The organism is Exiguobacterium sp. s63 (genome assembly GCF_018617335.1).
In the GTDB taxonomy this organism is placed as follows: domain Bacteria; phylum Bacillota; class Bacilli; order Exiguobacteriales; family Exiguobacteriaceae; genus Exiguobacterium.
In genome coordinates this window covers 59,829-77,725 of the sequence record NZ_JACSKB010000004.1, presented here as the reverse complement: position 1 = coordinate 77,725, position 17,897 = coordinate 59,829, and the positions used below count along the sequence as shown (strand labels likewise).

At 46.1% G+C, this 17,897-nt stretch carries 15 protein-coding genes; 7 read left to right on the top strand and 8 right to left on the bottom strand.

Going from position 1 to position 17,897, the window contains the following annotated elements:
- Window positions 1-107 precede the first annotated feature (107 nt).
- A complete protein-coding gene (locus tag KNO90_RS12460; RefSeq protein WP_215113723.1) occupies window positions 108-890 on the top strand; it encodes an alpha/beta hydrolase in 783 nt (260 codons plus the stop codon).
- 40 nt (window positions 891-930) lie between these two features.
- Here the strand turns inward: KNO90_RS12460 and KNO90_RS12455 are convergent, their stop codons facing one another.
- On the bottom strand, window positions 931-2,169 hold the full coding sequence (locus KNO90_RS12455; RefSeq protein ID WP_215113722.1) for an aminopeptidase: 1,239 nt from the start codon (window positions 2,167-2,169) through the stop codon (window positions 931-933).
- 112 nt (window positions 2,170-2,281) lie between these two features.
- On the opposite strand from KNO90_RS12455, the gene KNO90_RS12450 reads away from it, so the two are divergent.
- The 3 genes from KNO90_RS12450 (at window position 2,282) to KNO90_RS12440 (ending at window position 6,351) form a co-directional block, all read left to right on the top strand.
- The gene (locus tag KNO90_RS12450; RefSeq protein ID WP_214742770.1) at window positions 2,282-2,689 is read left to right on the top strand and encodes a YkvA family protein; all 408 of its coding nucleotides are present in this window, start codon (window positions 2,282-2,284) and stop codon (window positions 2,687-2,689) included.
- Window positions 2,690-2,764: 75 nt separating this feature from the next.
- Window positions 2,765-3,631 carry a YitT family protein gene (locus tag KNO90_RS12445; RefSeq protein ID WP_214742769.1) on the top strand — a complete coding sequence of 289 codons (867 nt, stop codon included), beginning with the start codon at window positions 2,765-2,767 and terminating at the stop codon, window positions 3,629-3,631.
- A 113-nt stretch (window positions 3,632-3,744) separates the two neighbouring features.
- Window positions 3,745-6,351 (top strand): putative bifunctional diguanylate cyclase/phosphodiesterase, encoded by a 2,607-nt coding sequence (locus KNO90_RS12440; protein ID WP_215113721.1) that lies wholly within the window; start codon window positions 3,745-3,747, stop codon window positions 6,349-6,351.
- Window positions 6,352-6,377: 26 nt separating this feature from the next.
- On the opposite strand, the gene KNO90_RS12435 is transcribed toward KNO90_RS12440, so the two are convergent.
- Window positions 6,378-8,447, bottom strand: a complete 2,070-nt coding sequence (locus tag KNO90_RS12435) for an alpha-amylase family protein (protein ID WP_215113720.1) — start codon at window positions 8,445-8,447, stop codon at window positions 6,378-6,380.
- 151 nt (window positions 8,448-8,598) lie between these two features.
- Here KNO90_RS12435 and KNO90_RS12430 point away from each other — a divergent pair, with 151 nt between their 5' ends.
- Window positions 8,599-9,222: a hypothetical protein gene (locus KNO90_RS12430; protein ID WP_215113719.1), complete on the top strand. Its 624-nt coding sequence runs from the start codon at window positions 8,599-8,601 to the stop codon at window positions 9,220-9,222.
- Window positions 9,223-9,260: 38 nt separating this feature from the next.
- On the opposite strand, the gene KNO90_RS12425 is transcribed toward KNO90_RS12430, so the two are convergent.
- Window positions 9,261-11,303: a heavy metal translocating P-type ATPase gene (locus KNO90_RS12425; RefSeq protein WP_215113718.1), complete on the bottom strand. Its 2,043-nt coding sequence runs from the start codon at window positions 11,301-11,303 to the stop codon at window positions 9,261-9,263.
- A gap of 107 nt (window positions 11,304-11,410) precedes the next feature.
- A complete protein-coding gene (locus KNO90_RS12420) occupies window positions 11,411-11,773 on the bottom strand; it encodes an ArsR/SmtB family transcription factor (RefSeq protein WP_215113717.1) in 363 nt (120 codons plus the stop codon).
- Window positions 11,774-11,922: 149 nt separating this feature from the next.
- On the opposite strand from KNO90_RS12420, the gene yhfH reads away from it, so the two are divergent.
- Window positions 11,923-12,081 (top strand): protein YhfH, encoded by a 159-nt coding sequence (gene yhfH, locus KNO90_RS12415; RefSeq protein ID WP_214742763.1) that lies wholly within the window; start codon window positions 11,923-11,925, stop codon window positions 12,079-12,081.
- 34 nt (window positions 12,082-12,115) lie between these two features.
- On the opposite strand, the gene KNO90_RS12410 is transcribed toward yhfH, so the two are convergent.
- The 3 genes from KNO90_RS12410 to KNO90_RS12400 form a co-directional block, all read right to left on the bottom strand.
- On the bottom strand, window positions 12,116-12,457 hold the full coding sequence (locus tag KNO90_RS12410; protein WP_251127461.1) for a fluoride efflux transporter FluC: 342 nt from the start codon (window positions 12,455-12,457) through the stop codon (window positions 12,116-12,118).
- A 1-nt stretch (window position 12,458) separates the two neighbouring features.
- On the bottom strand, window positions 12,459-12,845 hold the full coding sequence (crcB, locus tag KNO90_RS12405) for a fluoride efflux transporter CrcB (RefSeq protein WP_214742762.1): 387 nt from the start codon (window positions 12,843-12,845) through the stop codon (window positions 12,459-12,461).
- 79 nt (window positions 12,846-12,924) lie between these two features.
- Window positions 12,925-14,127, bottom strand: a complete 1,203-nt coding sequence (locus KNO90_RS12400) for an ornithine--oxo-acid transaminase (protein WP_214742761.1) — start codon at window positions 14,125-14,127, stop codon at window positions 12,925-12,927.
- Window positions 14,128-14,282: 155 nt separating this feature from the next.
- On the opposite strand from KNO90_RS12400, the gene KNO90_RS12395 reads away from it, so the two are divergent.
- Window positions 14,283-16,337 (top strand): EAL domain-containing protein, encoded by a 2,055-nt coding sequence (locus KNO90_RS12395; protein ID WP_215113716.1) that lies wholly within the window; start codon window positions 14,283-14,285, stop codon window positions 16,335-16,337.
- Between the two features lie 16 nt (window positions 16,338-16,353).
- On the opposite strand, the gene KNO90_RS12390 is transcribed toward KNO90_RS12395, so the two are convergent.
- Window positions 16,354-17,757, bottom strand: coding sequence for a basic amino acid/polyamine antiporter (locus tag KNO90_RS12390; protein WP_214742759.1), 1,404 nt, complete (start codon window positions 17,755-17,757; stop codon window positions 16,354-16,356).
- Window positions 17,758-17,897 lie beyond the last annotated feature (140 nt).

The window sequence follows — 17,897 nt, the reverse complement described above, 5'->3', positions numbered from 1 at the left end:
ACTCTCCTTGCCTCACACTTTACCTAACGAACGGTAGGTAGTCAAGGAATCTAGTTGTATTTTGAATGATGATTCTCCACAATACAAGGTGAAAGAGGTGAGGAAAGATGATTGAACAATTGAACGTGACGATTCCGACGGAGAAGGTGCGTGGTCAAAAACGGATTGTCCGCGTGTTTCGGCCCGACTGGGTCGATGTCGACACCCGTTTACCCGTCCTTTATATGCATGATGGGCAAAATGTATTCTCAGGAAGCACGGCTACATATGGAGAAGGATGGGAAATCGACCGTTGCATCGATACACTCCGACTCCCCCTCATGGTCGTCGCCATCGCGAGCGCATCGAACTGGCTCGACCGATATGACGAATATTCATATGAAGAAGATGAGATGTTATATCGTCGTATCGGACCCGATCTTGCGAAAACACGTCCGACACTGGGTGGTCGAGGACGCATATACACGGACTGGATCATGCAAGAGTTGAAACCACGAATCGACAAAGAGTATGCGACAGACCCAGAGGATGTCGGTGTCATGGGGAGTTCGATGGGTGGCGTCATCGCTTTATATATGATGGCGACTTATCCTTCCGTCAAAAAGATTGGTGCTCTTTCCACCGCAGCTTGGGCGAACCTTGAGCCGTTAATCCAAGCGTTGCAACAAGGGGAACTTAGAGGAAAACTGTATATGGATATCGGCACAAACGAAGAGAGCGGACCAATCACAGCGAGCGATTACTTGTTCACGAATGCAAAACTGATTGAAGCAATCGCAAAAAAAGGCGTCGCCTTCCGATATGAAGTGGAACCGGATGCGATTCATCACGAATCAGCATGGCGTCGCCGCTTGCCTCACGCTCTTCGCTATTTATACGACATCACATGAAAAGAGCGAATTCCGAAGAAATCGGAATTCGCTCTTTCGTTTAGATCACCCAGTTTCCGTCACGCATGATTGCTTCGCGCGTGCCGTCTTCCCGTTCTCCATCGATATTCATTTCAGCTGACCCAATCATAAAGTCAACGTGTGTCATCGAGTCGTTCGCCCCATTTGCCGCAAGTTCCTCTTGCGACATCGAAGGACCACCTTCAAGACATGTCGAGTAAGCACGACCTAATGCCAAGTGGCATGATGCATTTTCGTCAAACAATGTGTTGTAGAAGAGAAGACCTGAATTCGAGATTGGAGAATCATCTGGAACGAGTGCCACTTCACCGATGCGGCGTGCCCCTTCATCCATGTTCAACAATTCATCAAGAGCCGCTTGCCCTTTTTTCGCTTCTGCTTTGACGACTTTGCCGCCCTCAAACCAAAGGGTAAACTCATCAATCAAGTTTCCGCTATAGCTGAGTGGTTTTGTGCTCGACACGTGCCCCTCGACAGAATCTTTATCTGCAAGTGTGAACACTTCTTCAGTCGGCATGTTTGCAATGAAGTCGATTCCGTCCGCGTTCGGACCGCCACCACCGAGGAATACATGCTTTTTCGGAAGGCCGATTGTGAGCTCTGTTCCTGGCGCGCTGTAATGTAATTTCGCATACTTTTTCTCTGTTAACAGTTTCGCGCGACTACGGAGTGAATGATCGTGTTCGTCCCATGCCACGACGACATCTTCTTGATCCATACGCGTTGCCGCAAAGATGGCCTGCCAAAGCGCTGCAACCGCATCTTCCCGATCTGGAAATACTTTTTGTGCCCATGCATCTGAAGCGCCTGCAACGATTGACCAACTGACATTGTCACTCATCACGTATTGACGCCATTTCGCAAGCGCTTGTCCTGCAGAACGGTTCGCATCTGAGATTCGTGACGACTCGACACCATTCAAGGCATCCGGGTCATCACTCACGATAGACAAAAATGCTGTTTTTTCTTCAGCCAATTGCTCAAAGCGTGCCTTGAGCCAATCCGGGAACTCTTTAAACGAATCTGCCGGCGCATCGAAAAAGCGAATTTTTGACGTTTCTTCATCACTCCAGTTGACGAATACTTGTTTCGCTCCTGCCGCATACGCAGCTTTCACCACGTGACGGACAAGTGGCGCCTGACTGATATCAGCACGTACTTCTAACTGTTGACCCGGTTGAATGTTTACCCCTTTTTTCACCGCTAGTTCTGCATAGCGTGCAAAATCTGCCTCTGTCGGCATAGAAATCATAGACATATGTATCGTTCCTCCTTTTCAGTTATCTTTATTTTCTTAAATTTCAGGAAAAGTTGCAACCAATGCGCAAAAACGGGCATATTAGTAATTGAAGAATGAAGGAGGAATACACATGGCAGATTGGAAAACAACATACACACATTTTTTAAAACAGGCGAAAGAAGACGTCCACGACCGTGAACAACTCGGTGACTTGCTCGTTCAAGGTGAGCGTGCGCTCGCAAAAGTCACGGTGGATGTGGCGTCCAACGAAATCAGCAATATCGAACGTGAGGAAGAACTTACTCTCTACTTTCAGATGAAACAAATGTTGAACATGTTGCGCGCATTATATAACAACCAATTCGACATGCAACCCGACAAGCAAGAAGAACTCGTGGCAGCGATTTTGTATTTTGTTTCACCGTTCGATGCGATTCCTGACGATGTCCCACTTGGTCTATTTGACGATGCCCAAGTCATCGATTATGTACATGAGCAATTAGCAAGTGACATCGACCGCTTTCATAACGAATTATGACTTGAAATGATTCACGAGTAGCAGTACGCTAGCAGAAGACTTTCTTAAAGGAGGCGTAAGGCCTAGCCATTACCTATGTATGCAAAAACTCGAAAACGGGTTGCCCTCGAAACGGTACTATTCATCATTGCCGGGACAATCCTTCAGTCTGTCTTTGTCAGCTTACTGCTAAAACCTAATGAAATCGGCTCAGGTGGAATTGTCGGGATCACCTTGATTTCGAATGAACTCTTCGGTACACCGATCGGGATGACCCAACTCGTCCTCAACATCCCGCTTTTCATCTTAGGGTTAAAATATTTAGGGCGCCGCTTCATTATGATGACGGGGATTGTCGTCGTGCTGTCCTCGATTCTCATTGATAGCTTGCCCATCCTGATTCCACCGACCCCACTCGACGATCCGCTTGTCGCTTCGGTATTTAGCGGGATTGTTTCAGGACTTGGACTCGCCCTTCTCCTATTCGCAGGAGCCTCTACTGGCGGACTCGATATTTTAGGAAAAGTAATCTATATGAATAACCGAAACTTATCGTTACCAAAAATATTTTTGACACAGGACATCATTGTTTATGTGTTGGTGTTCATCGTCTTTGATATCAAAGCCGTTATGTATGCTCTTGTGTTAAGTTTTGTCCGGTCACGCACGTTGCTCACAATTCATAAGTTCTTCTCCGCTCAAAAGCAATGTTTCATCATTTGCAAAAAAGCAGATGAAATCAATTTGGTCATCAAGCAGAACTTAAAACGTGGTGTCACCATCATGGATGCGACAGGCGGATATTCGAACGACTCGAAAAAAATGCTGTACGTTGTTGTTCAAAACAATGAAATTCCTAAACTTCGACAAATCGTATCTGACATTGATTCTGAGGCATTTGTCACTGTATCTGAAATCGATTCGGTCGTCGGGAACTTTAAAGAACACTCGTATACACTTTAAATCTAAAATTTTCGACAACAATATAGATTGTTGTCGATTTTTTGTGTAATCTTCGTTCATCCGTTCCGATAATAAATAAGAGCCCCATACATATACAGAAGGAGGTGCATGAGTTGTCTGTTTACTCGTTGCGCCAATACGTTCCGGCAATTTTGATCGGAACTTTTTCTACCGGACTTTTATTTTTATTTTTAACTCCACATGATTTACGAAATATGACGTTACTTATTTATTACCTCGTCATCTCAAGTACGGCGATTTTGTTTAGTGGATCAGCAATCTTTAAATATAAAGGAATGCGGCGTTTCATCCACACGTTGATCAGTTTAGGAAACGTATGTTTCACGCTCTATTTGCTGATGCATTATCATACGAATGATGATTATACGCAATCGTTACTTTTCCTACAAAATTTCTTTTATTTAATCATGGCTCTTATTGTGATCACGCAATCGATTGAGATTCGTACATTAAAACTACGCACGTTTGATTTGTTCGCCTTGTTTAGTTTTATTGTGATTGGTGGTCTACATATTTGGTTTTATACCACCCAAGACGTTACCCTTGTTTCCCATTTGAGTGGATTTGAAGAACAAATGTTACTCATCAGTCTGTACATGATGCTTGGATTCCTTTATTTAAATCGGGTCGTCTCGACCGGTCAACAATTCCGGATTTTGTTACTCGTCGGTATACTCGGTTTCACAGTCGCTTCGATCACCAACACATTATTTGTATTTTCGGGCATTACCCACGACTTGATACACATCGTCCAAATCAGTAGTATTTTAACGATCTCCATCAGCTACTGGGTCGATGATTTATCAGAAGACGCACTCGCCTACGATTCGATCATGGATTATGTATTGTATAGCGTGGTCGTGATGATGTTCATTCTGGCCTCTGATCGCTTGCTCGGTTCATCCGTGCTCGACTCGATGATTGCGAATGCCGTACTGTTGTTACTCATTCGTCAGTTTGTCGTGTCGAAGCAGAATGCACTCATCAGCCATCGTCTTCATACGGTGAATACAGATTTAGAGGTTGCCGTGTCAACGAAAGCTCATGAACTGGAGATTCGTGAGCAACAGTATCGCTCGCTGTTCGCCTACCACTCAGAGCCGATTTTCTTATTCGATTTACACGGTGAAGTATTATCGGTCAATGAGGCTGGCAGTTCGATTCTAGGACTGACGACAGAAACATTACTCGGCTCAAACATTCTCGATATCATCGAAACGAAAGACCGTGCCCCTTACACCATCATTCTTCAAGAATTGACGAACGGTCGACCGCGAACGATCGACGTACGCGTGATGACGGACGAAGGCGAGACACGTGTCTGGCAACTCGTCAACGTACCAATGATTATCGATGGAGAAGTTGAGGGGATTTATGCGATTGCGAAAGACATCACTCAGATGATTGAGCAACAAGAGCAAATCCTGTATCAAGCAAAATTCGACAGTCTGACCGGTCTTCATAATCGCTATGCACTTCAAGAACAGATCGAGCGATTAATGGAAGAAGGTCGTACGTTCACGCTCATGTTCTCCGATTTGGACGGATTCAAAGAGATTAACGACCAATTCGGACATCATATGGGAGACGAACTTCTCCAGCACATCGGAAAACGACTGCGTACCGCACTCTTACCGAACGAATATGCAGGACGACTCGGTGGTGATGAATTTATCGTCGTCGCGGAACATGGAGACGACGAAATGTTGACGGAACGATTGCGACGGCTCGTCTATCGCCCACCATACTACATGGCGGGAACACTCGTTGAAGTGCACGCTTCGATCGGGATCGTACGTTTCCCGGAGCACGGGAAGAAATTAAAACATTTACTATCCAATGCCGACTTGGCCATGTACCGTGCGAAGGATAAAGGACGTGACGAAACGGTCATGTTTGAACCGGGGTTACGCGAGGACAAAGAGGAACGGAAAGTATTGATGGAAGGTCTTGAAACCGCTCTTGAAAAAGGAGAGATCTCCCTTTTCCTTCAACCTCAAGTTGACGCCTCGACGAAAGCCGTCATCGGTGCGGAAGCATTGATGCGTTGGCAACATAACGGAACGTTCATACCACCTAGCCAATTTATCCCGATTGCCGAAGAAACGGGTCACATTCAGGATTTAGGCCGCTGGATGATTCATGAGACATTCCAGTTAATCCACATATTTGAACAAGGGGACATTCACTTACCGAAACTCTCGGTCAACTTGTCCGTCCGACAGCTTTTTGACGAACACTTGATTGACTATCTAAAAACGCTATTCGAACGGTTCCCGATTGAGCCGTCACGACTCAACTTTGAATTGACGGAAACTGTTGCCGCACATCACTCGGATCGCGTATTAAATCGCATCTTAGAGTTAAAAGCACTCGGTATTAAGCTTTCCATTGATGATTTCGGGACAGGTTACAGTTCGCTCGCTTATCTCGTACGATATCCGATCGATGAATTGAAAATTCCTCGAGAGTTCACGATGCAACTCGAAGAGAACCGTGAATATCAAATGGTCACGACGACCATCGTCGCCATGGCACGACAACTCGGAATGGCGCTCGTTGCCGAAGGTGTCGAAACCGAATATCAGGAAAACTTCCTCCGTAAAATCGGATGCGATTCGATGCAAGGTTATCGTTATGCGAAACCGATGCCGCTTGACGAGTTTATTATTTACTACATGAAAAATACAACGCCTTGAACCGCATTTCGGTCCAAGGCGTTTTTTCATCTCATCTCATACACTTTCACTTCTCCCGGCTTCAAATCGACGAGGAGATTCCAATTTTCATCAAACGAATGCTCGGCATATGGCCATGTATATGGTGAATAAATCATTTCCGCAAAACGACTCGCATTCCAATTTCGACGTCGTACCCCATCAAGCGCGACGACTCCTCGCAACGAGTCAACCATGTTCGTATTCGCCACGACAAGTAGCGTATCATTCGTCTCTGGACGTAACCAAGCGAATCCAATGAACGGTGCGAACGGCTCGTTTAAGATCAGCGGCTCAAAGTGATTCGGGTCAACGAGTACGTCTAACCATCGACGACGAATTTCAGCCACTTGATGCATCACTTCAATCATCTCATCCCGTTCCGGATGATCCCAATGGAATTGATACGCATCAAAAAATGCAAGTTTGCCGAAATAAGGGTCCGTCGGGAAGAGCTGATAGGCTTCTTCAGGACGACAGTCTAGCCCGGTGTTCATCGGTTGCGTCTCATATAACTCTAGCCCAGAGTTCGTCATCGGAACCCCGTTTGGCATAAATCCGTTCAATACCGTCAACAATCGGCTCGCCTGTCGACCTCCATCGCGTGTAGCAAGACGCCTTGTATCAGCTGTTTCACCTGAGGCGAACACTGGAAGAGGCAAAAAACGTGAATCATATAAAAATTGATGGGTTTCATGCGTTTGGAATCGTGGTTCTTTATAGAATCCATATCCGATGATCATATTATAGCCTGCGTCCTTAGCCGCCCAAGCCCCAGACTCAATCAACTCTTCCGCAATAAAGCTGAAATTGGAATCAATGGCACGAGGTTGTTCTAAAATCCGTTGCGCTAAATCGACTGGAAGGGCATGTCCCATATCGATTCGAGCTCCGTCGATCCCATATTCCCGCTGGTAGTGTGGGATGATGTCAGCAAGCATCTCCCAGAGCGGCTCGTTCACTTCATTTCCCCGGAATTGATTGGACTTGATTGAATCAAATAGAATATACGGCGCCACTCCTGCATCATTGACATATGGTGCTGATGCAAGTGGATGGTCAAGGAAGAGACGGAAATACGTCACGTCTGACCACGGGGGTTGTGGGTCGTTGATACAATCTGAGAAAGCTGGCGCTGTCGTCAGCCCGAACTCCTGCTCAATCATCGCCAATACGTTCTCTTCTGGATGTTCAAGTAAAAACTCCCGGACCCGATTCCACTTTTCACCGTCAACCAAGTTCGGCGCCATGGAGAATCGACGTAAATGCTGCCAAACGTCCTCCGAGTTATACACCATCGGCAAGAAAGCAAATTCCGGCTTTACATTTTCTCCGATACCAGGCACGTATGGCGGATGATAATAATCGACCTCCGTCAATGGAATCCAATAAAACCATTCTGGATTTTCAAGGATCAATCGGTTATCACGGGCACATGTTCGAGGAATGACATCGATGACGACACGAATCCCTACCATATGGCAAGCTTCCACGAAGGCGGCAAACTCTTCTTCGACAGTCATCGCGTCACCCGTCAACGTCTCTTTCAACTCTTCATCGATGGCAAAGAAATCTTGAACGGCATAAGGAGAGCCAAATTCTCCTTTCTTATTTTTATGACTATGTTGCGAAATCGGTAAAAGGAATAAGGTGTCGATTCCCATGTAGAGAAGATGCGGAATGAGCGCAAGCGTTTTCACAAAAGTACCTGTGTCTTTCATTCCAAACGTGTTCTCCATCTCCACGTAACCCGATCCGTCATGATCCCAAGAAGTCGAGGTCCGTACTTGCATGGAATAGACTGAAGCTCGTTTAATCCAATCGCCACCAGTTTGTAAATGCCCATCCGCAAGCGCGATGGACGTGCGATAATCCCGGTTCTCTGTCGCATATGGGAAAATCGTTTTTTCAATCGTTTCTTTTAAAAAGTCATACGGATTGACTCGTTCGACCCCGTTACGGACCGGTTCGGAAGTGAAACGCATGCGATTCCAAAGGCTTGGAATCTCATAAGTAAGATCTGTACGCTTGTCTTCTAACACCTGATACAGCTTGTGTAACGATGAGTTCTCTGACATATTGACTCTCCTTATGCATCTAATTGTTCCCTTCGGTAAAGAGACACTACATTACTTGATTATACATTTCCCCGATTTTTCCTTTTTCAAAAAAATATTTTCTGCTGTTTCACACAAAATCATGTACGATGTAGAAGGAAGGAGGGATATGATGTCGCAACGAAAGTGGATTTTACTTTGGATCAGTCTGTCCATTTTATCGATTTCAATTATCGGGATATTCATTTTTCAATTGAAAGAAACAAACGAACGCTTAGAAATCATACAAGGTGAACAACTCGACTCTTATGAAGCGATTGAAGATATTATGTATTATAATGTCGAGCGCGCCAATGCCATCCGTGGTCTACTTGCTTATGAAGACCGCCACTTTTTAGAGATGTACTACAGCATGTCTCAACAAGCCCGAGAATTAAAGCAGTCTGTCATCAATGATCCGGATACCCCGAGTTCGGTTCTCGATTTGCTTGATCGAGATGCCATTTGGGAAAAAGAAGCCGATCGCGTGCTCGTCATCTATGAAGAAGGCGACTTAGTAAAAGCAACGGCTGTTGCGGAAACGATGACGGAGCAACGTCAAACGATTTTAGAAGACTTACGATCCCTCAAACAAATGCAATACAAAGACGTCCATAAAGAATTGATTGCGGCAGAGAATCAAGTATCCTTCTTAACACAAATACTCTTTACCATCATTTTTTTACTCTTTACTGTCGTTGTCATCCTCACGTTTTTATTGTTGCGAATCAAACCGCAACATGAAACGATCGAATAAAAAAGAAGTGTCTCAAGATTCCACTTGAGACACTTCTTTCATGTAGTCGTGCGAAGTAATCGTGTCGCATTCGCAATGGCTAATAACGCCACTCCGACATCTGCGAACACGGCTTCCCACATTGTAGCGATTCCGAATAGTCCGAACAGCATAACAAGTGCCTTTACTCCGAAAGCAAAGAAGATATTTTGCCAGACGACTCGTTTCGTTCGCTTCCCTAGTTCGATGGCTCGAATGACATCCGTCGGTGCATCATGCATCAAGACGACGTCTGCCGCCGTGACCGCGGTATCACTTCCGACCCCACCCATGACGAGCCCGACATCTGCCCGGGCCAAAGCAGCCGCATCATTCATTCCATCCCCAACGAACGCGACCTTGTGGGAGAGCGTCAACTGCTCAATCGCTTCTACTTTTTCATGTGGAAGCAATTCACCTCGCACTTCAGTCATCCCAAGCTGTTCACCGATCTTTGTCGCAACATCGCGGCGATCTCCAGATAACATGACCGTCCGGAGTCCTGCCTTCTTCAGGTTTTCAATGGTACTGAACGCATCTGGTTTCACCGTATCCATCAACTCAATCCGGCCCAACCACCGATTATTCTTCATCACGTGAACACTCGTACCGTAGGATGAATCGTCAATCGTCTGACCCAGTCGTTCCATGTAACGAGCACTTCCGACGTACACATGATCCTCACCGTCACGCGCATAGAGACCGTATCCAGGTTCCTCTTGAATCGATTCAAACGCTTGAACCTCTCCAGCGCGTTGGACGATCGCTTGCGCAAGCGGATGATTAGACGCTCGTTCGACACGGGCAGCAAGATGTAACAGCTCATCAACGTCGACACCTGCTGCCGTCACAACGTCCGTCACCTCAAATCGTCCTGTCGTCAACGTCCCTGTCTTGTCGAAGACGACGGTATCCACTTCGGTCAATGTATCGAGGTACTCTCCACCTTTCACAAGAATTCCTTGTTTCGAACCCGAACCGATTCCACCGAAATAGCCTAACGGAATCGAAATCACTAGTGCACATGGGCAACTAATGACAAGGAAAATCAAGGCGCGATAAATCCATTCGTCTAAATTCCCTACAAATAGCGGAGGAATAAATGCGACAAGTGCGGCCATGACCACGACGAAAGGCGTATAAATCTTTGCCAGACGCGTGATCATCTGCTCCGTTTTGGCTTTCTTTCCATTCGCCTCTTCGACGAGCGCAATCATTTTTTGAAGACTCGACTCAGACGCGATCTTTGTCGTTTCTACGATGAGTCGTCCTTCTATATTGACCATTCCTGCCAAGACTTCCTCTCCCACACTCACTTGTCGTGGAACCGATTCACCTGTCAATGATGCCGTATCAAGAGAGCTAGCTCCACTCACGACAAATCCGTCCATCGGAACCAATTCTCCTGAACGAATAACGAGATGCGACCCGATTGAAACGTCTTCTGGCGATTGTTCGATTTCCCGGTCCGCCTCAAGTACACGTGCTCGTGTCGGCTTCATACTTAACAAGGACTGAATGGATTTTCGGGAAGCTCGTACCGCACGTCCTTGCACGTATTCTCCAAGTTGATAAAACAACATAACCGCTACAGCTTCCGGATATTCTGAAATCGCAAATGCCCCAACGGTCGCAATGGTCATCAAGAATTTCTCATCGAACCATTCCCGATGCCATACGTTTCGAATTGCGCCATATACGACATCGTAGCCGGCAAGTCCGTAAGCCACAAGAAATCCTGGAATCGAATCTGTCCAAATGGCAATCGAAAAAATAAGGGCGGCCGCGAGAAATCTCCAAAGCGTCCAATCTCGTCCTTCGGTTTGATCGTCTTCTTGTTTGACAAACTTCGCCCCCGGCTCAATCCGCATCATCGTCTGTTCGATTGATTTGAGCATCCGATCTCGCTCTGAAGCGTCAATCCATTCAATCACCATTCGACTTGTCGCAAAATCAATTTGGCAAGAGGCGACTTCTTCACGTTTTGCTACATCACGTTCAATTTTAGCCGCACAGTTTGTACAAGTGATACCGGATACAGGTAGTACCTCTCGATTTTTCATCATATCCCCCTGACATTCAAACGTTCATTTGAATATATCGTATCGCGAAACGACAGACGTGACAATAGGCAAAAATGACCGACCCTTAATAGGATCGGTCATTAGACTCAAACGTCTTTTTGTTCTTCACTATGCGCCAAGGCAATTTCAACAAGCTGTCTGACATGCTCATCGTCCAATGAATAATAGACGACCTTCCCTTGTTTACGGTACTTCACTAGCCCTTGTTCAAGTAACGTCCGCAAATGATGGGATGCGGTCGCATTCGAATGACCAATGATGGCTGCCACATCACAAACACACAGTTCATGTTCAAGCGTCAAGACGTATAGCACCTTTAGACGGGTCGGGTCAGCGAATGCCTTAAACAATCGACTGACACGCGGTGCGTCTAGTTGTGCCAAGGCCGATTGTAGCGTAGGGACGTCCTCAGATTGAATCCCGATTGTTTCACACTGTGGCACTTTCATTTTCTTCACCTCGTCATTTGATGTGTATAGTGTAACAAAAAATACTGAATATATCTGTTATATATTATGGTTGACTAATCACGTACTGTTATAATACAATCAACTCAACAACCAATACTGTGAAACTCTCTAAAGGAGGACATTTTATTATGAACGAATGGGCAAGCCGTCTCGAATCATCTGTCGAGTTTTATCAAAAATTACCGGACAAAACATGTCAGGAATGCGGACAGCATATGGACGAACAGTGTGAGTCATACGAAACGACTTGCGCTTCATGCACTGAAAAACTTCAACTCGCAGAATAAAACAACACCCCTTCTCAATCGAAGGGGTGTTGTTTTAGAGTGACCATCCGACATATGCAGCCACTAATCCGAGCATATAAGTCGCAAGCAGATAGAGGCCAAAGCGAATCCAATCTTTCGTCGCAAAACGCATCAGTTCAAGTTTTAGCGTCGAGAATGTTGTAAACGAACCGAAGAATCCGACCCCTAAAAAAAGAATGAGCGACGGATGTTGGGTGTGGGCATATAAATAACCGAGGCCAAACGAACCTGAAACATTGACGAACAGAGTCGCCCACGGGAATGGTGAATCCGACCACCGTTTCATGAATTGTCCAATGGCAAAACGCGCAATCGCACCTAAGAAAGCGCCAGCCGCAATCCATATGAATGTCATATTAGTTCACCCCTTCTTTCCGTCTCGAGCCAACGCGGTAACCGAGCCATGAGCTCCAAAGGCCGAGTATGATACTCAAGAAGACGTACGTCATGGCAATCCATACATGACCTTCTTCTAGCAGTCGTATCGTTTCGACACTAAACGTTGAGAACGTGGTAAAGGAGCCGATCATACCGGTGCCGATGATTGTGACGAGTTGAGGTGAGGCATTGCCTTTTTGAAGAAATGTGTGCGTCAACCATCCCAACAGAAAACTACCGATGAGATTGGTCAGAAACGTTGCGATGGGAAACATGCTCGATCCAAATGAACCGACCATCAAACCGAGTCCATAACGCGCCGTCGCACCAATCGCCCCTGCTAGTCCGACGTATACGTACAGCATTGAATTCCTCCTCCACGAAAAAGACACCTGCAACGCAGGTGTCGATTGAGCTAAGACGATTATATCAAGCTGTCTTCATTTACGAAATAGCTGCAGGAGCCAAAACGGCTTCAATCGCTTCAAACGCTTGATCTAATTCTTCTTTTGTGATGACGAGAGGTGGTGCCAATCGAATCACGGTTTCATGTGTTTCTTTACAGAGAAGACCTCGCTCTTTGAGCGCTTCGCAGTAAGGACGTGCTGACTCTGTCAATTCGATGCCAATAAATAATCCACGTCCGCGAACGTCTCGAATCATTGGATTATCAATCGATTTCAAGCGATCCATGAAGTACGTCCCGAGTTCAAGCGAACGCTCTGGAAGATTCTCTTCTTCCAATACTTCAAGTGCCGCGACAGAAACAGCGGAAGCGAGTGGGTTTCCACCAAACGTTGAACCGTGTGATCCCGGGTTAAAGACCGAGAGAATCTCCTTATCAGCCGCAACACACGAAATCGGGAAGACACCGCCTCCGAGTGCTTTTCCGAGGATATACATATCCGGTGTGACCTCTTCCCAATCGATGGCAAACCATTTACCAGAACGTCCAAGTCCCGATTGAATCTCATCTGCGACGAAGAGGACGTTATGCTCTTTACAGAGTTCAGATGCGCGCTTCAAATAGCCAGCCGGTGGAATGATGATTCCTGCCTCACCTTGAATCGGCTCTACGATAAACGCTGCCGTATTCTCTGTGATTGCCGCTTCGAACGCATCGATGTCACCATACGGGACGACTTTGAAGCCTGGTAAGAGCGGCCCGAATCCACGCTGATATTCCGCTTCTGTCGACATCGACACAGCGGCCATCGTGCGTCCGTGGAAGTTCCCCGTACAGACGATAATTTCAGCTTCCCCCGGAATACCTTTCACATCGTATGCCCACCGACGTGCCGTTTTCACAGCCGTCTCGACTGCTTCCGCACCAGTGTTCATCGGCAACACCATCTCTTTTTTTGTAAGCGTTACCACTTTGTCGTAAAAACGTCCGAGTTGATCGTTGTAAAAGGCGCGTGACGTCAACGTAATCTTATCCGCCTGATCTTTCAATGCTTGGATGATTTTCGGATGGCAGTGTCCCTGGTTGACAGCAGAGTATGCACTCAACATATCCATGTAGCGATTCCCCTCAGGATCCGTTACCCAAATCCCTTTCGCTTCCGAAATGACAATCGGTAGTGGATGATAGTTGTGTGCCCCGAACTTCTCTGTCATCTCAATAACATCATGTGTTTTTGACATATTACTTCCCCCTTATTCAAAACTATCTTACCCTTTCAGTATATGATGTCCCTCTTTCTTTTGACAATGACGAACTTAAGCATTCCTTGAATTGGCAAAATCAGGTACACTGACATTAGAATATGCATTTAGCATGACAGATTGGAGGAAATGATGTGGCTTCATTGCGTGATTTGTCGGTAGATCAGTTCATCGATGCTTTATCTGTTCCATGTTGTTATATTTCTCAAGATGGTACGGTCCTATTGTGGAATAGTCATGCCGAAGTGTTGTTCGGTTGGGAACGTCAAGAAGTCCTCCATCAACCGTTGCCGGTCGTCCAGCAGCTTGATCAAGCACTTGAGACGTGGACACCACTCCTCTTGCAATATCCATTTTCAACAACGGCAATGACGCCGTTTCAACATAAGGACGGCTCCGTCATCTATGCGACCGCATACTTGCAGTCCTTTTCGCTCGAAGACGTGTACGGCTATTTCTTAGCCTTTCTTCCGAAAGGATTTAGTCCCCTCATTAGTACAGAGCAATTCAACTTATTGCATCATTTTCAAGAAATGATTAAACAGTCCACACATTACTTAGCGACGAATGCAAAAGGGGAGATCGTCGATATCAATCCATCGTTGTGCCAATTGCTTGATATAACCGAACAACAGCTGATTGGACGTGAATGGTTCGAGCTCATCCATGATCCAAGCGACCAAGACGGCATTTCGCGTAACGTCTTAAAATCATTGGCGACCAATCGAATTTGGAATGGTGAGATGCCGATTTCCTGTAAACAGCATGAGCAAGATGCGTGTTGGCTCAACTTGACCGTCGTACCGATTGTCAGTGAAAAAAATGAAGTCATTCAGTATACGGCATTTGGTTTTGATGTATCTGAAAAGAAGCGTCTTGAAAAAGAAGTTGAGCTTCTCGCCTACCAAAATGAATTGACCGGACTTTACAATAAAAAAGGTTTTTTACGTCGCTATGACTCGATTCTTCAACAAATCGATGAGCGAGAAGGTCTCCTTCATATCGCCTTGTTTGATATCGACCGTTTCAAAATCATCAACGAGTCGTTCGGATCTCGTGTCGGGAACGAACTCCTCATTCAAATCAAAGAACGCGCCCTGCATCTCATTCCAGAATCTTCTCTCTTGTTCCATCCAATGGGCGGACTGTTCGGAGTCATGTTCTTCGAGCAATCAAAAGAAGAAGTGTTTCAAGTGCTACGTCATTTGCAACACGAGCTGCAGCGACCGTTTCGAATTTACCACCATTCGATTATGGTATCGATTTCCGTCGGATGCGTATTTTATCCGTCCTCCACAAGTTCGCTCGAGGAACTGTACACGCGTGCTGAAAGTGCCCTTTTCAAAGGAAAACAGATTGGGGTTGGAACGATTCAGTTCGTGACAAAGGATATGGATGCCGCCTTCTCGAGACAAATCCATATTGAAAAGGCGATGTACCGAGCCCTTGAAGAAAAGCATTTTTATCTTGAGTATCAGCCAAAATACGAACTCGCCACCGATCGCCTCATCGGGTTTGAGGCACTTCTTCGTTGGCATCATGAAGAACTCGGACAAATCCCGCCCTCTGAGTTCATCCCGCTCGCTGAAGAGATGGCGCTGATTGTTCCGATTAACAACTGGGTCATCTTAGAAGCGACGAAACAGCTGAAAGCTTGGAAAGCCGAATTCGACCAACCGCTCTCCATGGCAATCAACATTTCACCAAACCAGTTCCGAAGCGACAGTTTCTTGAATACGTTGCGAAACATCAAACAGCAACTTCAACTTGACCCGTCCGACGTCATTTTAGAGATTACAGAGAGTCTCGTCATGCAACAGACCGATGAGATTATCGAACGTATGGAACAAATCAAGCGCTTGAACTATCGACTGTCGATTGATGATTTCGGAACTGGCTTCTCGTCCTTACAGTATTTGAAGTCCTTCCCTGTCGACGAGCTTAAAATCGATAAAGTCTTTCTCGACGATTGGATGACGTCCAAATCGCATCTCCTCGATGTCATCGTGCATCTCGGGAAGAGCTTAAATCTCCACGTCGTCGCGGAGGGAGTCGAAGATGAAGAAATGTTGGCACACTTAAAGTCGACGGATTGCGATTCCTTCCAGGGCTATCTTTATGCAAGACCTGCCTCGCCAAGTGCGATCGAACAATTACTCCGGTCATCAAAAAACTCACCGAACGCTTGAGGCGTCGGTGAGTTTTTTATAGGGCGATCGTAGCGGTCCAAAGCCCATAAATACCATAGGTCGCACACAATAAAATAATCAAAGCAATCATCGACTGGGTACGGGTCAAGAATGGTCGTCCTTGTTCCCGTTCTGCCAAAAGAAAGACAAAGATGCCCGGTGCGTATAGAATCATCGCAATCAAGACGTACTCTAACCCAGAAGCATAAAGTAACCAGGCGGCGTATAACGACGCAATCCCGGAAACGGTCATCATCTGTAACGACGTCTTCCGTTTCGCCTCCATCCAACCGTAGAGTGCCGAGAATAAATAAGGGACGAGCGCCGCGATCCCTGCAATGCTTGAAAGGACGAGATATGTTTGTTCCGAAAACAATGCAATAGCCGTGACGACTTGAGTGAACCCTTGAGTAATGAACAAGGCGTTCACTGGTGTACTGTTTGTATTCAAACGATTGAACACTTTCGGAAACACCCCGTCTCGACTCGCCACATAAGAAATTTCAGTCGCTAAAATCGTCCATCCGAGTAATGCACCTGTCAACGAGACAAGTAGTCCGATGTTAATCAACGTTGCCCCAAACGGACCGACAACCGCTTCTAACACATACGCCATCGACGGTTCAGGTAACGCCGCGAGTTGCTCCTGAGTCATGACACCAAACGAGAAGATAGAAATCATCATGTAAATCAATAACGTACCGATCAGACCAATCACCGTCGCTCGACCGACATCTTTTTTATGACGTGCGCGCGAGGATAAGACGACCGCGCCTTCAATCCCGACGAACGCCCAGAGTGTGACGAGCATCGTCGACTTCACTTGTGGAAACACATTCGCCCAGACAAATCCTGTTTCACCCCAAAAGTCGACTTGGAACGTATCGATTTGAAACGCGAATAAAATAAACACGATGAACAAGAAAATCGGAACGAGTTTCGCAATCGTTGTGACGATATTTAAAAGTGCCGCCTCACGCATCCCACGTGAGATGAGCCAAAACAAGCCCCAAATCAGGACGACACTCATGAGCAAACGGAACAGTCGATGTTCCGCAGAAAAAACAGGGAAAAAATATGCCAATGTGCTAAAAATCAACGTGATGTTCGCCACTGTGCCAATCCAAGCTGACATCCAGTATCCCCATCCGCTGTTGAATCCGACAAACTTCCCGAACCCTTCCCGGGCATACGCATAAATTCCACCCTCTAGCTCCGGGCGCGTGTTCGCTAAAAATTGAAAGACAAAGGCAAGCATGATCATGCCGACACCCGTAATCCCCCATCCAATTAAAACAGGACCAACCCCTGCTCCCTGCGCCATCGCACCGGGTAGATTAAAGGCCCCTCCACCAATCATTGTCCCGACGACCATCGCCGCAAGACCGAAAAAGCCGATTCCGGCTGAATGTTGTTTCAAATTAACGCCTCCACCATACTCAATCTTTCCGAATAACTATACAAAGATATTGTATAATCATTCGTTGATTTTTCTATTCTACTTCCTGAAAGGATTGATGAATAGTCATTCTAAATAAGTTTATATTTTCGAATAATTTG